Origin of the sequence: Scytonema hofmannii PCC 7110, assembly GCF_000346485.2 — a bacterium.
In the GTDB taxonomy this organism is placed as follows: Bacteria; Cyanobacteriota; Cyanobacteriia; order Cyanobacteriales; family Nostocaceae; genus Scytonema; species Scytonema hofmannii.
Window position 1 is genome coordinate 48,002 of record NZ_KQ976354.1, and the last position, 14,596, is coordinate 62,597.

At 41.2% G+C, this 14,596-nt stretch carries 14 protein-coding genes; 9 read left to right on the forward strand and 5 right to left on the reverse strand.

Annotation, left to right across the window (positions count from 1 at the left end; genetic code table 11):
* The first annotated feature begins 1 nt into the window (after position 1).
* From WA1_RS00260 to WA1_RS00285, 6 genes are all read left to right on the forward strand, one after another.
* Positions 2 to 2,863 carry a putative baseplate assembly protein gene (locus tag WA1_RS00260; RefSeq protein WP_017742239.1) on the forward strand — a complete coding sequence of 954 codons (2,862 nt, stop codon included), beginning with the start codon at positions 2 to 4 and terminating at the stop codon, positions 2,861 to 2,863.
* A 63-nt stretch (positions 2,864 to 2,926) separates the two neighbouring features.
* Entirely contained in the window at positions 2,927 to 3,856 is a 930-nt protein-coding gene (locus WA1_RS00265; protein WP_017742238.1) for a baseplate J/gp47 family protein, read from the forward strand.
* Between the two features lie 16 nt (positions 3,857 to 3,872).
* On the forward strand, positions 3,873 to 4,550 hold the full coding sequence (locus WA1_RS00270) for a phage tail protein (protein WP_017742237.1): 678 nt from the start codon (positions 3,873 to 3,875) through the stop codon (positions 4,548 to 4,550).
* Between the two features lie 17 nt (positions 4,551 to 4,567).
* On the forward strand, positions 4,568 to 5,731 hold the full coding sequence (locus WA1_RS00275) for a hypothetical protein (protein WP_017742236.1): 1,164 nt from the start codon (positions 4,568 to 4,570) through the stop codon (positions 5,729 to 5,731).
* A 28-nt stretch (positions 5,732 to 5,759) separates the two neighbouring features.
* A complete protein-coding gene (locus WA1_RS00280) occupies positions 5,760 to 6,344 on the forward strand; it encodes an Ig-like domain-containing protein (protein WP_017742235.1) in 585 nt (194 codons plus the stop codon).
* Between the two features lie 351 nt (positions 6,345 to 6,695).
* Positions 6,696 to 7,856: a Fic family protein gene (locus tag WA1_RS00285; RefSeq protein WP_017742234.1), complete on the forward strand. Its 1,161-nt coding sequence runs from the start codon at positions 6,696 to 6,698 to the stop codon at positions 7,854 to 7,856.
* Positions 7,857 to 7,998: 142 nt separating this feature from the next.
* Here the strand turns inward: WA1_RS00285 and WA1_RS57990 are convergent, their stop codons facing one another.
* Positions 7,999 to 8,172: a hypothetical protein gene (locus tag WA1_RS57990; RefSeq protein WP_169886882.1), complete on the reverse strand. Its 174-nt coding sequence runs from the start codon at positions 8,170 to 8,172 to the stop codon at positions 7,999 to 8,001.
* A 125-nt stretch (positions 8,173 to 8,297) separates the two neighbouring features.
* Positions 8,298 to 9,581: a flavin-containing monooxygenase gene (locus WA1_RS00290; RefSeq protein WP_017742233.1), complete on the reverse strand. Its 1,284-nt coding sequence runs from the start codon at positions 9,579 to 9,581 to the stop codon at positions 8,298 to 8,300.
* Positions 9,582 to 10,105: 524 nt separating this feature from the next.
* Here WA1_RS00290 and WA1_RS00295 point away from each other — a divergent pair.
* A complete protein-coding gene (locus tag WA1_RS00295; RefSeq protein ID WP_017742232.1) occupies positions 10,106 to 10,618 on the forward strand; it encodes a DUF4365 domain-containing protein in 513 nt (170 codons plus the stop codon).
* The gene (locus WA1_RS00300; protein ID WP_017742231.1) at positions 10,615 to 10,926 is read left to right on the forward strand and encodes a hypothetical protein; all 312 of its coding nucleotides are present in this window, start codon (positions 10,615 to 10,617) and stop codon (positions 10,924 to 10,926) included. The genes WA1_RS00295 and WA1_RS00300 overlap by 4 nt, the downstream gene beginning before the upstream one ends.
* On the opposite strand, the gene WA1_RS56490 is transcribed toward WA1_RS00300, so the two are convergent.
* Complete coding sequence (locus tag WA1_RS56490; RefSeq protein ID WP_017742230.1) at positions 10,923 to 11,096, reverse strand: hypothetical protein; 174 nt, start codon at positions 11,094 to 11,096, stop codon at positions 10,923 to 10,925. The genes WA1_RS00300 and WA1_RS56490 overlap by 4 nt on opposite strands.
* A 244-nt stretch (positions 11,097 to 11,340) precedes the next feature.
* On the opposite strand from WA1_RS56490, the gene WA1_RS00305 reads away from it, so the two are divergent.
* Positions 11,341 to 12,963, forward strand: coding sequence for a cyclic peptide export ABC transporter (locus WA1_RS00305; RefSeq protein ID WP_026134524.1), 1,623 nt, complete (start codon positions 11,341 to 11,343; stop codon positions 12,961 to 12,963).
* Between the two features lie 140 nt (positions 12,964 to 13,103).
* On the opposite strand, the gene WA1_RS00310 is transcribed toward WA1_RS00305, so the two are convergent.
* Together WA1_RS00310 and WA1_RS00315 are read right to left on the reverse strand one after the other, a co-directional pair.
* Positions 13,104 to 13,907 carry an anti-sigma factor gene (locus WA1_RS00310; RefSeq protein ID WP_017742228.1) on the reverse strand — a complete coding sequence of 268 codons (804 nt, stop codon included), beginning with the start codon at positions 13,905 to 13,907 and terminating at the stop codon, positions 13,104 to 13,106.
* Positions 13,900 to 14,505: a sigma-70 family RNA polymerase sigma factor gene (locus WA1_RS00315; RefSeq protein WP_017742227.1), complete on the reverse strand. Its 606-nt coding sequence runs from the start codon at positions 14,503 to 14,505 to the stop codon at positions 13,900 to 13,902. The genes WA1_RS00310 and WA1_RS00315 overlap by 8 nt, the downstream gene beginning before the upstream one ends.
* Positions 14,506 to 14,596 lie beyond the last annotated feature (91 nt).

Here is a 14,596-nt window from a genome sequence, read left to right on the forward strand (position 1 = left end):
CATGGCACTTTCTCTACCACCAATCGATCGCCGCACAGCCTCAGAAATTGCTGCACAACTGCGATCGCTTTTAGTAATCTATTATCCGGCATCTTTTCGCAACCCTAATGCTGTGACTGGTGTAAATGCGGCATTGGTGCAAGTGATGGCACGGTTTGCAGAAATCATCATTCAGCGACTCAATCAAGTTCCTGAGAAAAATTTCCTGGCATTTTTGGATTTGTTGGGGGCGACTCAGTTACCACCGCAAGCAGCACGAGTACCGCTGACATTTACTTTGGCAACGGGTACAACTGGCGATGCAGTAGTGTCTGCGGGAACTCAAGTTGCTGTCAGTGAAACTACGCTGTTTGAAACAGAAAGAGATTTAATTGTTACATCAATACAACTGGATTCTGTGTTGGTGCGTGAAGGCGATCGCTATGCCGATCGAACAGCTACTTTATTATCAGATAATCTTACTAGTATTGCTGCCTTTCAAGGCGAGCGCCCCATTGACCATGTTTTCTACATCGGACACAGCCAACTTTTGAGTTTTCCCGAAATTCAAAATTTGCAAATCCAGTTCCATGCTGTACAACTTCTGGGTGACAATGCAACTGTACAGTGGCAAATCTGGAATGGGACTGAATGGGCAACAATTGCACCAATTAATCCCGAAGTTCTTAACCAAGTTGGCAACCAACAACTAAATTTTGCCACAGTTCCAACTGTGCCCATATCTTTAGTTAATGGTATCGCAAACCGTTGGTTACGCTGTCGCTTGCTCACACCCATTACTGGTACTATTCAACTATCATCCTTACAAAACCTCAATTTACAGGCGACACTCAACCTGACAGGTTTACTGCTAGAGGCTGCTTTTACAAACCAATTACCGATAGATTTAACGAAGGAATTATTCCCCTTTGGAGAGAAACCCAAATTCGGTGATGTCTTCTACCTCGCTCACCTTGAGGCGTTTTCTTTGGCGGGGGCTAATATCACGCTCAATATCACGGTGATTAATCCAGGGGGTAATACCCTACCTCCTACCGCAGATCCCAGGCTGATATGGGAATGCTGGAATGGTCAAATTTGGGTTCAGTTAGGCACAACGAGTAAAGATGGTGCGATCGCTCCTGTTACTAACAATTTTGCAGACACCACCAATGGGTTGACAAGCACAGGAACAGTGAAATTTACCCTACCCACAGGGGTGAAATCAACAACTGTAAACGGGATTGAAAATGCTTGGTTACGGGTACGAATTGTTAGTGGAAACTATGGTGTAGAAGCACTTTATGAGTTGGTTCCTACTCCGTCACCCCCACCACCACAGCCAACTTATCGCTTAGTTCCGGCGACGTTTGCTCCCCCAGTCATCCAATCAATTCGGGTGGATTATCAGTTGACGCGATCGCTTGCTCCGGAAGCGATAATTACGGAAAATGATTTTGTCTATTCTGAAAATCTGGCAGTTGCAGCGACACAACCCTTTACACCTTTTCGTAGCACCACAGATACACAACCGTCGCTCTATTTAGGGTTTTCTTTACCACCAGGTCGTCAAGAATTTCCCAATCGCCCTATCAGCATTTATATCAAAGTTCCAGAGATTAGCAATAGTGAAGCCCTACGTCTGGCGTGGGAATATTCTAACGGTGAAACCTGGCAAACTCTAGTAGTCCGAGATGAGACTGCTGGGTTTAGTAGATCGGGTCTGGTGGAAGTTTTAGTACCAGCAGATTTTACCCCATCTACAGAGTTTGGTAGAGAAAGATACTGGTTAAGGGTACGCTTGCTTAGTAGTACAGAGTTGACAGCACCGCATTTACAAAGATTGCTGTTGAATACAACGATGGCAATTCAGGCTCAAACCTTACACAATGAAATTCTCGGTTCTAGTAATAGTACTGAGTTTCAAACCTTCCGCGCTACTCGCACTCCCATTTTAGATGGTCAACAATTGGATGTGCAAGAGTCTGATGGCTGGACACATTGGCAAGAAGTTACAGATTTTTATGGTTCTACACCCCGCGATCGCCATTACCTTCTCAACCATCTCACCGGAGAAATTCGTTTTGGGGATGGACAACAGGGAATGATTCCCCCCACTGGTACGGGTAATATTCGCCTCACCCGTTATCAAACTGGAGGAGGAGCAGCAGGTAACCGCAATCCAGGAGCGATCGCTCAACTCAAAACCACTGTACCCTTTATCAAAGCGGTCACTAATTTTGAAGCAGCGACAGGGGGAACTGATGCTGAAAGTTTGGAAAGTCTACGCGATCGCATTCCTCGCCAACTCCGCCACCGCGATCGGGCTGTGACAGTAGAAGATTATCAAGATTTGGCAATGCAAGCCTCACCGGAAGTCGCACGGGCAAAATGCGTTCCTCTACATAATCTGGTAGTCAATCCGGTGATTACTTCACAAACATCAATAACACCAGGCGTTTTAAGTGTAATCGTTGTGCCCAATAGTGATGCACCCAACCCTTCACCCAGTTTAGAATTAATCAATCGAGTGCAGTCCTATCTTGAACGTCGTCGTTTACCAAATGCTGATTTGGTGGTCGTGGGACCTGAATATGTCCGCGTCGATGTGACGACGGAAGTTTCTCTAGTCTCTCTTGATTCAGCCAGTGGTGTTGCTGCATCAGTCCGCCAAACCCTAGACCGCTTTCTCCATCCCCTCACAGGTGGACTAGACGGTAACGGCTGGGACTTTGGACGGGAACCTTATAAATCAGATTTATATGCTTTACTCGAAGCCATTCCTGGTGTTGATTATATTCGGAGTCTAAGTATTTCCCCTATTCCAGACAGTAGCCAATTTCTAGTTTATTCCGGTAATCACACAATTAATTTAACGATTTAGCCCTCATTTATCAGCAAGACTTCTTAATTTTGAATTTTGAATTTTGAATTTTGAATTAATATTATGCCTCTCTCCCTTCCCAACCTCGACGATCGAACTTATAACGATTTAGTTGCTGAAGCTCTCAATCTAATTCCCACCTATGCACCGGAATGGACAAACCATAACCCCTCCGATCCAGGGATTACGCTAATTGAAATGTTTGCCCACATCACAGAAATGTTGCTGTATCGGCAAAATCGAATTACCCAACAAAATATACAGATGTTTTTGCGACTGCTGAACAATCCTGAATGGCAGCCTGGGGAAGATTTGCAGCGAGACGTGCAAGATACTGTATTAAATTTACGACAACACGATCGAGTAGTAACCTGTGAGGATTTTGAGGAAATAGCACTTGCATCCGATCCAAATGTAGCTCGTGCTTATTGTGTCCCTCGACGCAATCTAGAATCAGAAAACTCTCTAGATCGCAGTGTCAATAGACCGGGACATATCAGCGTCATCGTTATTCCCCAGAGTCAAGATCCCATTCCCCAACCGACACCAGAGTTGCTCCAGCTAATCAAGGATAACCTAGAACCTCGAAGATTGCTAACTACACGAGTACACGTAGTTGGTCCGCGCTATTTTCCTGTAGGAATCAGGTTGACTCTCGTACTCAAGCGGGATGCGATTGAAAGTAAAACCCATGATGCAGCGATCTCCGCCCTTAAAAAATTCTTCGATCCGCTAATGGGTGGATCGCAAGGTAAAGGTTGGTCTTTCGGGCGCAATGTCTATGTCTCGGAAATTTATCAACTGCTGGATAATTTATCAGGTGTCGATTATGTTACCCGCACCAACGATCGAGATGAATTAATTGTGGTCGATCGGAGCCGGCTTGTACAGCAATCAGAAGAACTGGTAGCTGTCGAAATTAGACCCGAAGAGTTAGTGGAATTTCGGCTTGACACCAGCGAAATCACGATTAAATCTCCCCTGCAACTCTAATGACAACTTACAGCTTATGCGATCGCCCAGCACCTTACTCAACTATCTCCCTGCAATTTATCAAACCGACCCCTTTATTGGTCAGTTCTTCCTAGCATTTGAAAAAATCTTGCTGGGGCGTCAGGATGAAGTAACTTTTCCCGATCGCGGACTAGAAGAAGCGATCGCCAATTTCCCCACCTATTTAGATCCTTACAAAACTCCTGAATCGTTTTTGTCTTGGTTAGCTAGTTGGGTGGCGTTGAGTGTGCGGGCTGATTGGCCAGTACCTATCCAGCGTGATTTTATTGCCAATATTGTCCAGCGCTATCGATTTCGCGGTACAAAAGCCAACCTCCAAGAACTACTGCGGATGTTTGTCCGAGGTACACCGGAAATTATCGAAACTAACACCGCCGAGTTTCAGATTGGTGTTCATTCCACTATTGGTGAAGACACTTACCTCCGAGGCGGATCGCCACACTTTTTCCAAGTCACGATTGTCCTACCCGAAGAATTACGGAACCGACCTCAAGAACTCGCCCGTCAACTGGAAATTGCCCACGCCATTATCGAACTAGAAAAACCTGCCCATACAACTTACGAACTTATTCCTATCTATCCCGGTACGATGCAGATCGGCGTTACTTCAACAGTGGGGATTGACACACTACTAGGAACTGTTCCTGTATCTTCAAGTACTTCTATCAATTAATCAAGGAAACTAAAACTATGCCCGAAATTAAACGCCTCAACTACTTTACCTCTCAATTCCTAGTTGAGCAGGATTTTCAAGATGAACAAGCCTACCATCGTCAGATGCGCTATCGCCACAATCGCTTGCTGCATACCTGGGGAGTCATTGAAGGACTGGAAGTAACTCGTAGTGGCGATCGCCAAGTCTCAGTTAGTCCTGGTACGGCGAGCGATCGCCAGGGACAAGAAATTGTCTTGACTGCTGCTACAACGCCTACACCCAGCAGCAACAATACATTTAGACCCAATGCTACGGTGTATGTTACAATTGCCTACAATGAAGCTTCCGATCCAGGCGATCGCTACCAAGGTGGGGGCGTAGATAACTTTACCCGCACCACAGAGCGCCCTATTTTGGAAATTTCAGACACAGTACCGCCACGGGATGGCTCAGTGATTATACTAGCAGAGATAGTGCTCGATGCTAATGGTAACATCAACACCATTAACTCTTCAGTACAGCAATTGGCGAGTGCGGTGATTGCACCAGCAGCGATCGGGACGACTCAACTCGCAGACGGTATAGTTACCACTGCCAAACTAAACGATAACGCCGTCACCAGAGCTAAAATAGGCGATGGTGCTGTAGGTAATACCCAGTTGGGCAATAATGCCGTTAACAGCGCCAAAATTGAAGATAACGCCATCACCACAGCCAAAATAGCAGATAATGCTGTTAATGCTGCTAAAATTCAACTTTTAATTCCGCAACAAAATAGACCAACCAGACGCTACTACGCCCCTCTGTTTCCAACTCTATCAACTCAATTGTCAGGACCAGATCCAGGTTATTTATATGCTCCCGGTACAGGTCTTCTGCTACGGCAACTCGGCAGAACTGTTCTTTGGCTGAATCTTCCACACGGTAGCTTAATGACCAACTTTGGTGCGGTTGTCAGAGAGCCAGGAAATACAACCTTTTCCTTACAGCTTACTCTGGCACAGTTAAATAAAGACCATATATCTAATACTCTTCAAATCCTCTCATTTACCTCAACCAGTGAAAGAGCATCCATTCTCAGTCAAGAGGTTAATAATGAGTTTTTCTATGTGGTTTTTGTTAATTATCAACAAGCCTCAACGAACGTTGCAATTATCCAATCTGTTTACATTGACTATCAGCCCACTCAATTATTCTAACTATTCAGCAAAATTTTGGAGATAAAAAATGGAACGCAAAGTCACTATCAAGTCAGCAGAAAATAGATTAACGGTTGCGGTTTCAGAGGCTCAAACAATTGAAATTTTTGACGAGCAAGGTCAATTAATGGAGACAATAAGAAGCGAAAAAATTATTGCTCCTCAAATCTTTTACCTTAAACCTGGTGACTACACCGTTGTGACTAACGGCAAAATTGAGCAGACCACCGTTGATGCAGAAAAAATTAATGTTTCTTTTCCAGAAATTACTCAACTGCAAGTGACATCAGACGCAAAAGATTTTCATAAAGTAGATGGGATTCCTGAAATTCCAGCAGACGGCACATCTTTTACCACCATCACTATCCAAAAAGCAGATATTCAGGGTAATCCCTTAACTACAACTAAAGACAACGATGAAATCTTTCTCCGCACCGATGCGGGTATCATCAAAGATGAGAAAGGATCTCAACAGATTCGTCGTCTAGAACTTCAACAAGGAAAAGCAGCCTTCCGCCTCTATTCAGAGGAGCGCAAACGGGTTGCTAAAGTTCAGGTGATGTGTGCAGATCCCGATGTGATGAACACATCTATTCACATCGAATTTTTCTAAAAGCGTTGTATCCAGGGTCATCACCGCCCTTTTCAGGTTAACTGAGATCTGGCAGCATTCTCAACAAGACTATAAAAACCGGGTTTCTAAACGACAAATTAAGCTTTTTTAGAGTCATCATTCTCAAGAAACCCGATTTTTGATCTAGTGGTTCACCGCATTTCACCAAAACGATCGCAGGTGCTCATCATGTCATGACAATTACAGATAAACCTATAGAAAATCAAGGTATTTTTTGCACCTCAGGGTAATAGAGGACACGAGCGAAGTATGATGCTTAATAAAAAATAGTAAGCTATCTTTTAATAAGAGCGATCGCTAATAAAGGTTCATTTACTTTTGAGAAAAAATATGGAACGTGGTCTTCAGGGAGATTATATACCTAACACGACCACATCGGAAAGGTTTCTGGCATTTGTGCCTCGACCTCTACCACCAGTACCTCCTTTGCAGTTAGATAGCAATCTATACGACCTGATAGAACGTGCTAATAGAGCGTTGGGGCGTTTGGATGGATTAACTACACTCTTGCCAGAACCATCTCTGTTTCTTTACCTTTATGTACGCAAAGAGGCATTACTTTCTTCCAAGATTGAGGGAACTCAGTCTTCGTTCTCCGATTTGCTACTATACGAAATTGAGGAAGCACCAGGAGTTCCTTTAAATGACGTACAGGAAGTATCTCGCTATGTAGCCGCTCTTAACCACGGTTTGACTCGTTTAAGAGAAGGCTTTCCCCTGTCTTTACGCTTGATTCGTGAGATTCATCAAGTGCTGCTTTCAGGGGGTCGAGGTAGCGAGCGCACTCCAGGAGAGTTCCGTCGTACTCAAAATTGGGTAGGAGGTACGCGCCCTGGTAATGCACTTTTTGTGCCTCCGCCTCCGACAGAGGTGATACCTTGTCTGGGGAGTTTGGAAAAGTTCCTACACGATGAACCAGAACGCACGCCAGTATTAATTAAGGCAGCACTCTCTCACGTCCAGTTTGAAAGTATCCATCCGTTTTTGGATGGCAATGGTCGTCTAGGGCGCTTACTCATTACTTTTCTGCTATGTGCTGAAGGTGCCTTGTCAGAACCGTTACTCTATCTCAGTCTCTACTTTAAAACACATCGACAGTTGTATTATGACCTGTTGCAGCAAGTGAGGATTAAGGGGGACTGGGAAGCTTGGTTGATATTTTTTCTAGAAGGAGTTATGGTGACTTCTGAACAAGCAAGCAGTACTGCTCGTCGGCTGTTAACTCTGTTTGAAAACGATCGCCAACGGCTTGGAACTCTTGGTCGTGGGGCTAATTCCACTCTACGATTACACAACTTAATGCGGAAAAAACCACTGTTTAGTATTACCCACGCCAAGAATGAGTTGGGACTCACCATACCAACAGTCACCTCAGCACTGAAAAATTTGGAAAGTCTTGGTATGGTGAAAGAGATAACAGGGCGGCGTCGCGATCGCTTGTTTGTCTACAATGAATATCTCAGCATTCTCAATGAGGGGATTGACTCCTAATCCCATTTGACTTTCAGAAGCAAAGACCTCGCATGCTGCTTGAGTGGGTAAATAATCTGTAGTTTATAAAATAAAAGAACTTACACAAAATTGCAAGGTGTAAGTTCTTTGACTTTAGAAAAAGTATGTTGGAAGAATAAATTTAATTACCACCATGATTGAGCGAATAATTAACAGGATTTTCTACAGTGGATTGGTTGGACATTAATCTCCTAGGAGCACAAGCTTGTGTAAATAACAAAATGCCGATCGGTAAAGCAATTGCCAACATTCTATTCCAGTGCATATTGTTCATAGAATTTATTAAACTCTTCATCAGTTCAACTCCTTGATTGCAGGTGTTCTGTAATCTTTATAGAATTTGCTAATAAAAAAGTCGATACAGAAAAGTTAAGTATTTCAAAACAGAAGCTAACTTAACTTCTACTGCATTATTCTTAACTAGAGTGACACATTCAATTCTTGGCATGATAATAATTTTCTCTCCAGCAATTGAAAGGAAATTCGTTTACCCGTACACCAGCCGTAATATCCATAAGTTTCAGAGCCACCAATAATTTTTTCAAAGCCTACAAAATATAGCGTTGGCTCAACAATAGATTGGCACTTGCCATCTGTTTTTGGTAGTAATCTATCGTTTACATTAAGATACAATTCAGGCTGTTTCAAAATTTTATTGATGCCGGGACGAAAGCCAGTCCCTAAAATAATTGCATCGTAATCTTGCGATACACCGTTAGCAAAAATTACGCCTGTTTTTGAGAGTTGCTGAATACTACTAGAGATGACTTGAATATTTCCTTTTTTAATTTGTTTGACAGTGCCTCGATCTACCCAAGCTACACGACCTTGATTAACTTCTACATCCATTGGTCCTTTATCTTCTGGATAGATAGAGTACGCACTCAAGTCTAAAGCAAAACGTTGAATAAATTTATCGGTTTCCTCAATATCTGCTTGCAATTCTTCAGGAGAGAAATTTATCACTCTCTCCATAGCTTCTATTCTAGTAGAGATTGTATTTTGATTAAACAACCTTTTAAGGTATGACTTACTTCGCCATAACCAATATTGTAGCGATCGCAATCTTGGATAAAGAGGAAATACCCAACGTTTACCACGAATTAACATATGTACAGTAGCAGCACCATGCTCATATAAATCTAATGCTATTTCTGCTGCTGAATTTCCCGAACCAATGACTAAAATTTTCTGATTTTGATAAGGTATACCATTTTTATAAGCACTACTGTGAAGAATTTGACCTGAAAAATCTTCTTGTCCCAAAAATTTTGGTATCATTGGTTCATTAGTTAGCCCTGTGCAGATAACAAGAACCTTGCATTGTAAAATATCTTTACCTGTTTGTATTTGCCAGTTATAATCTGTTTGATTCTGATTATAAATCTTGGTAACGCTTTGTACCTCTTCAGCAAAACGAATATGTGGGTTCACTTGAAAATGATGTGTATATTCTGTTAAATACTGCACCATCTCATTTTTGGTCTTAAAGGTGGAATATTTTTCCTTACCCTCAAAAAAAGGTAGAGTAAAGTAAGGATTTTGGCTCACTAGTCGCTCGTAGGCATTTTTCCAGATAGTTGCTACAGTGTCACCTTTCTCTATGACAACAAAATTATCAATCCCAAATGTCTTTAAACTAGCAGCTACAGTGATACCGCAAAAACCAGCCCCAATAATGATAATGTCTAGTTTAGTATTCATAAATTTATCTTTGGTTGAAAACTTAAGAGGATGTTTTAAAAGTCATAATTGATGTATCAAATATCTTTTACCCCACCCTAACCCAGACCGATGGATTGGTCCGGGAACTAGATTTTTCTTATTTCCCCCCAATACATCGGGGGTTAGCACAACAGGGGTATTTATAATAATTAATACTCAATTAGCACGCTCATCACTGTCAACAGCATTAATTTGGTGTTTTATAGGTCTATAGGATGAAATCAGTTTTTGCACGGGTATCCTACCTTACAATTGCTAATTGATGCATTGCATCGCAAAGTTGACTATAAGTATTTATATCGGTTATCTCTTTCACTGTCTATGTAGAAAAGTTAAGTACTTTCAAAGGTACCAGAAGTCAACTTTCGCTTTCCTATTAAAAATTACTGCAAATTCCCACGGGAGCATCCCAATTCCCACAAGCAACAAGGCTCCATTTAAAGCTAGCTTTATAACATCTCATTGAGGGATCATTCAAAATTACTTCAAGCTATTGAAATTTTGTGTTGATCGAACCTCATATTCTTGAATCATTAAGTCGAGCCTACATTCGAGCGAGCGCTGGTAAAGCAGGCTTAAATCTTTCTATCCGCGAATACGATTATGGAGTAGACGGCAACTTCGATGAAATTACTATCCGCAATAATCGACGAGTCGAGTCAGGCTTTTCCCTAAGCTTTCAATTAAAAGCTTCAACCCAATGGCAGCGAGACGATAACACAGTTATTTATGACTTGGAAGCCAAAACCTACAACGATTTAGTCATTCGACGTAATTTCAGGATGGCTGTACCTTGTATCCTCATCCTGTTCGCCTTACCAACAGACTCATCTCAGTGGTTGATATACAATGAAGAAGAAATGCGGCTTCGAGGCAGTTGTTACTGGGAATATCTTAGTGGCAAACCAACTGCAAATCGGCAAAGTGTTAGAATTAAAATCTCGCGACAACAACGGTTAACTCCAGAATCATTGCTAGATTTAATAGAGAAAGTAAAAACAGGAGAGTGGTTATGACAGAAAAAATTCTCCCGGAGCAATTACAAACCCATCCTCTCAAAGTTGCTGATGTCGTATCTTATCTCCAGCAAAATGGTTGGCAAACAGTCACCCATCCCAACCCGCGTTTATTAGTATTTCAAGGTGCTGTAGATGATGCAGGAAATCCCATCCAGCTTATATTACCAAGCCAAAACACTTTTGAAGATAGCGATCGCTTGTTAACAAAAGCAGTAAACCTGCTAGCAGTTATTGCAGATAAATCCCCGCAAGAAATTGTTGATTTAGTTAACCAAGCCCATGCAGGTTCAACCGCAAGTAACTAGTACAAGGGGCGCGGAAATAAGGCAACCATTAGTAACAACTTTATGTAAAGTTCGCGTATAGCCTGACGGGCATAGCCTGCGACAACGCGTAGCGTGCGCGAAGCGCATAAGCGGACTTTGATACCACAAAAACCAGCCCCAATAATGATAACGTCTAGTTTAGTATTCATATGAACTTTGCTTGCAAACTTAACTGTTATCTTTATAAACTTGTTTGGTTTCAATAGTCGATATAGATTAGTTAGGGAATTTGAGCTATTGCCAATCCACAGAAATCCCGTTACTACCTCATAATTTTATGAGTTAAGTTTGTAAGTTAAGTGACTCTAGTAGCCAATTACTTAACTTTTCTGTATGGACAAGGAAATTGTTAGATTCTATATATAAACAGCAAGTCTATCAATGGCAAAAGAGATGAACTTAATAACTTTGCTGTTACGCTCTTCTTGGAAAATTCTGGCTCTTGCTGCTTTTATCGGGTTATTGAGTGGGGTTAGCACAACAGGAATACTTGTAATAATTAATACTCAATTAGCTCGCTTATCACTGTCAACAGCATTAATTTGGTGTTTTATAGGTCTTTGTTTTATAAAATTTCTGACTAATATTATTTCTAAATATTTGTTAATAAATTTGGCAGAAAAAGCACTTGTGGACTTACGCCTTATGTTGAGCGAAAGAATTTTAGCTACACCATTATATCATTTAGAAGTTTTAGGAAAACATCGTATTTTAGCTACGTTAACAGACGATATTTTAGCAATTGCTAACACGGTTTACATTATTCCTACATTGTGTATTGATATAACTATTGTAGCAAGTTGTCTTTTTTATTTGTTGTGGTTATCCCCAAACATATTTTTTTTGGTAGCCATCTCTTTATTATTAGGAATATTTAGCTATCAGCAAATTGCATATAAAGCAACATCATTTTTGCTCTTAGCTCGCCAACAAGAAGATAAATTGTTTAACCATTTTCGGAGTATTACTGAAGGAACAAAAGAACTTAAACTTCACTATCAGCGACGACAAACTTTTTTGAAGAAAGAACTTCAAGAAACTGTACAAATCTATCGGCGTAAAAATGTAGTTGGAATGACTATATTTGCAACTGCTGCTAGTTGGGGTAATAGCTTATTCTTTGTGGTTGTCGGACTGGTAATTTTTGCTCTGCCTACTCTCCAAATTATCCCCACTCATATTTTATCTGGCTATGCACTGACTATTCTCTACTTGCTTTCACCTTTGGATTACATTATGAGTGCTATTCCTACTTTCAGCAAGGCAACAGTTGCTTTAAAGAAGGTTGATTCTCTCAAACTATCATTATCGGATCGTAGCGATCGCTGTTATTTTATAGCTTGGGATAAAGCCGATAATTTTTGCGATAGTTTAGAATTTATGGGGATCGCTCATACTTATCATCAAGATTCAGAAGATACAGCTTTTACTCTTGGTCCCATCGATTTGACTGTTTTAGGTGGTGAAATTGTTTTTATAATTGGTGGTAATGGTAGTGGGAAGTCTACTCTTATTAAACTAATGACTGGTTTATATATTCCTGAAAGTGGAAAAATTTATCTCAATAACAAACTAGTTACAACAGAAAATCAAGAGTGGTTTCGCCAACATTTTTCAGTTGTATTTTCTGATTTTTATCTGTTTGATAATTTTTTATATTTGGATAAACCTATTGCTGACAACCAAATTTATGACTATTTAGTTAAATTACAACTAGATAAAAAAGTGAAAATCAAAGATGGCGTACTTTCCACTACCTCATTGTCTCAAGGACAACGAAAGCGTTTAGCCTTGTTAACAGCTTATTTAGAAGATCGTCCTATATATGTATTTGATGAATGGGCATCCGATCAAGATCCCGTGTTTAAAAAGATTTTTTATACGCAGATACTGCCTGAATTGAAAAATAAAGGCAAAACTGTAATAGTCGTTACTCATGATGACCAATATTTCTATTTATCAGACCGCTTAGTTAAGTTAGATTATGGTAAGGAAAAATGCAAGATAATTCATTAGGGGACTTCCAAATAAAAAAATATTCAACTTTCTCTTGTGGTACGGGCGTCCTCGCCCGTCCTATGCTAGTGGCGGGCTAGAAGCCCGCACCACAAGATTGGATAATTTATTTCTTGGAAGTCCCTAAATAACGGAGTAATCTAAATTTGTGAACTCCGCATAACCACAGTTCCTGTGGGACGAGAGACATTCTTATCTGTCTCCAAGGTCACAATTAACCCAGAAAATTGTGGGTGATAAAATTCTCTGTACATTTGAGGAGTAAATGGTAGCTCATAGGAAGTGTTTCCCCAAGAACGGGTCTTAACTTCACCACAGGGTAACTTTTCGTTGGCAACAAGTGTCCACAGTAGATAGACATATCCAGGAGGTGGGGCGGGAAGATTCTGGAAAACCATGACTGCTTTTTGTTGTTCGGGATTTATAATCATACTACCTGAAGCAACATCTGCTGAGTTGACGCCTTTTAGAGTAAACAGTCGCGTTTCATAATTTTGGAGCATGGTCTTCACGACTTGAGCTTGGGCAAAATCCTGGCGCAAACGCTTGTTGTCTGCTGTGACAAAACTCAGAGTTTGACGTAACCGATAATTATCAATCCCCAAAATGACAACAAATAGTGCAGCAATGCTAAGTGTAATTTTCCTCCATGGGCGTGGTGTTCGCGTCGCAACTCTTGAGGAGTTTTGAGCCGCAGTAGCTTGCGCGGTCGAACTTTCAACTTGTGCAAGAATTTTTGGCAGTAAATGCGTTGGAGCTTCTACCTCGGTAAAACCATCTAGTACTTGTCGCAGAACTTCCTGCAAATCTTCAACTTCAGCAATTAGTTCTGGATGTTGAGCGAGTAACAGCCGAAACTCTTCAGCTTCTTCAGGGGTAAGATCGTCAACGACAAACCCTGCTGCAAGGTTTTTGATATGTTCGGGATCGAAAGATTTATTCATACGCTAATAAATCAGAATCTAGTAAGATGCGTTTTAGTTTTAGTAATCCTTGGCGGGTGCAGGTTTTGACTGTGCCTAGAGGAATCTCAAGTTGTTTGGCAATTTCTGACTGACTTAATCCTTGGTTATAAGCGAGTTCAATCACCTGGCGCTGTTTTTCTGGGAGTTGTAAAAGAGCATTGTGAATTCGTTGAGATCGTTCTGCAAAGGTTGCCTGCTCAACAGGCGTTGGAGAAGATGCTGCTTCGCTTGTCATGGTTTTTCCCCATTGTTCAACAAGTTTAAGTTGTCTGCTACGAGCGCGGAGTTTATCAATTGCTCGCGAGCGTGCGATAGTCACAAGATAGCGAACGAAAAACCGACAATCTGGGTTGCTAGATGCTTTTCTCCACAGTGTGAGAAAAACTTCTTGCGTCAAGTCTTCTGCTTCTTGCGAGTCAGCCAAAATCTTGAGTGCTAATCCATACACTAAACGGCTATGACGATTGAACAAAACGCTTAATGCAGAAGAATCGCCATTTTTAAGCGCCACAAACAAAGCTTCATCTGTCTCCTCTTGAAGCTCTCTCGAATTTGACTGGGGAAGTTTAGGTTCCATGCTATGTCAAAAACATATCTAAGTAGATATTGAAGCAAATTAACGATACGTTTTGTTCTATCACCTCTCTCCAAAACTAAAACAAGCAACT

Excerpts from the sequence above, each read along its gene's own strand:
- WA1_RS00310 (WP_017742228.1), bottom strand. The coding sequence starts at position 13,907 with ATGAATAAATCTTTCGATCCCGAACATATCAAAAACCTTGCAGCAGGG.
- WA1_RS00265 (WP_017742238.1), top strand. The coding sequence starts at position 2,927 with ATGCCTCTCTCCCTTCCCAACCTCGACGATCGAACTTATAACGATTTA.
- WA1_RS00305 (WP_026134524.1), top strand. The coding sequence starts at position 11,341 with ATGAACTTAATAACTTTGCTGTTACGCTCTTCTTGGAAAATTCTGGCT.
- WA1_RS00260 (WP_017742239.1), top strand. The coding sequence starts at position 2 with ATGGCACTTTCTCTACCACCAATCGATCGCCGCACAGCCTCAGAAATT.
- WA1_RS00270 (WP_017742237.1), top strand. The coding sequence starts at position 3,873 with ATGCGATCGCCCAGCACCTTACTCAACTATCTCCCTGCAATTTATCAA.
- WA1_RS57990 (WP_169886882.1), bottom strand. The coding sequence starts at position 8,172 with ATGAAGAGTTTAATAAATTCTATGAACAATATGCACTGGAATAGAATG.
- WA1_RS00290 (WP_017742233.1), bottom strand. The coding sequence starts at position 9,581 with ATGAATACTAAACTAGACATTATCATTATTGGGGCTGGTTTTTGCGGT.
- WA1_RS00280 (WP_017742235.1), top strand. The coding sequence starts at position 5,760 with ATGGAACGCAAAGTCACTATCAAGTCAGCAGAAAATAGATTAACGGTT.
- WA1_RS00315 (WP_017742227.1), bottom strand. The coding sequence starts at position 14,505 with ATGGAACCTAAACTTCCCCAGTCAAATTCGAGAGAGCTTCAAGAGGAG.
- WA1_RS00300 (WP_017742231.1), top strand. The coding sequence starts at position 10,615 with ATGACAGAAAAAATTCTCCCGGAGCAATTACAAACCCATCCTCTCAAA.
- WA1_RS00285 (WP_017742234.1), top strand. The coding sequence starts at position 6,696 with ATGGAACGTGGTCTTCAGGGAGATTATATACCTAACACGACCACATCG.
- WA1_RS00275 (WP_017742236.1), top strand. The coding sequence starts at position 4,568 with ATGCCCGAAATTAAACGCCTCAACTACTTTACCTCTCAATTCCTAGTT.
- WA1_RS56490 (WP_017742230.1), bottom strand. The coding sequence starts at position 11,096 with ATGAATACTAAACTAGACGTTATCATTATTGGGGCTGGTTTTTGTGGT.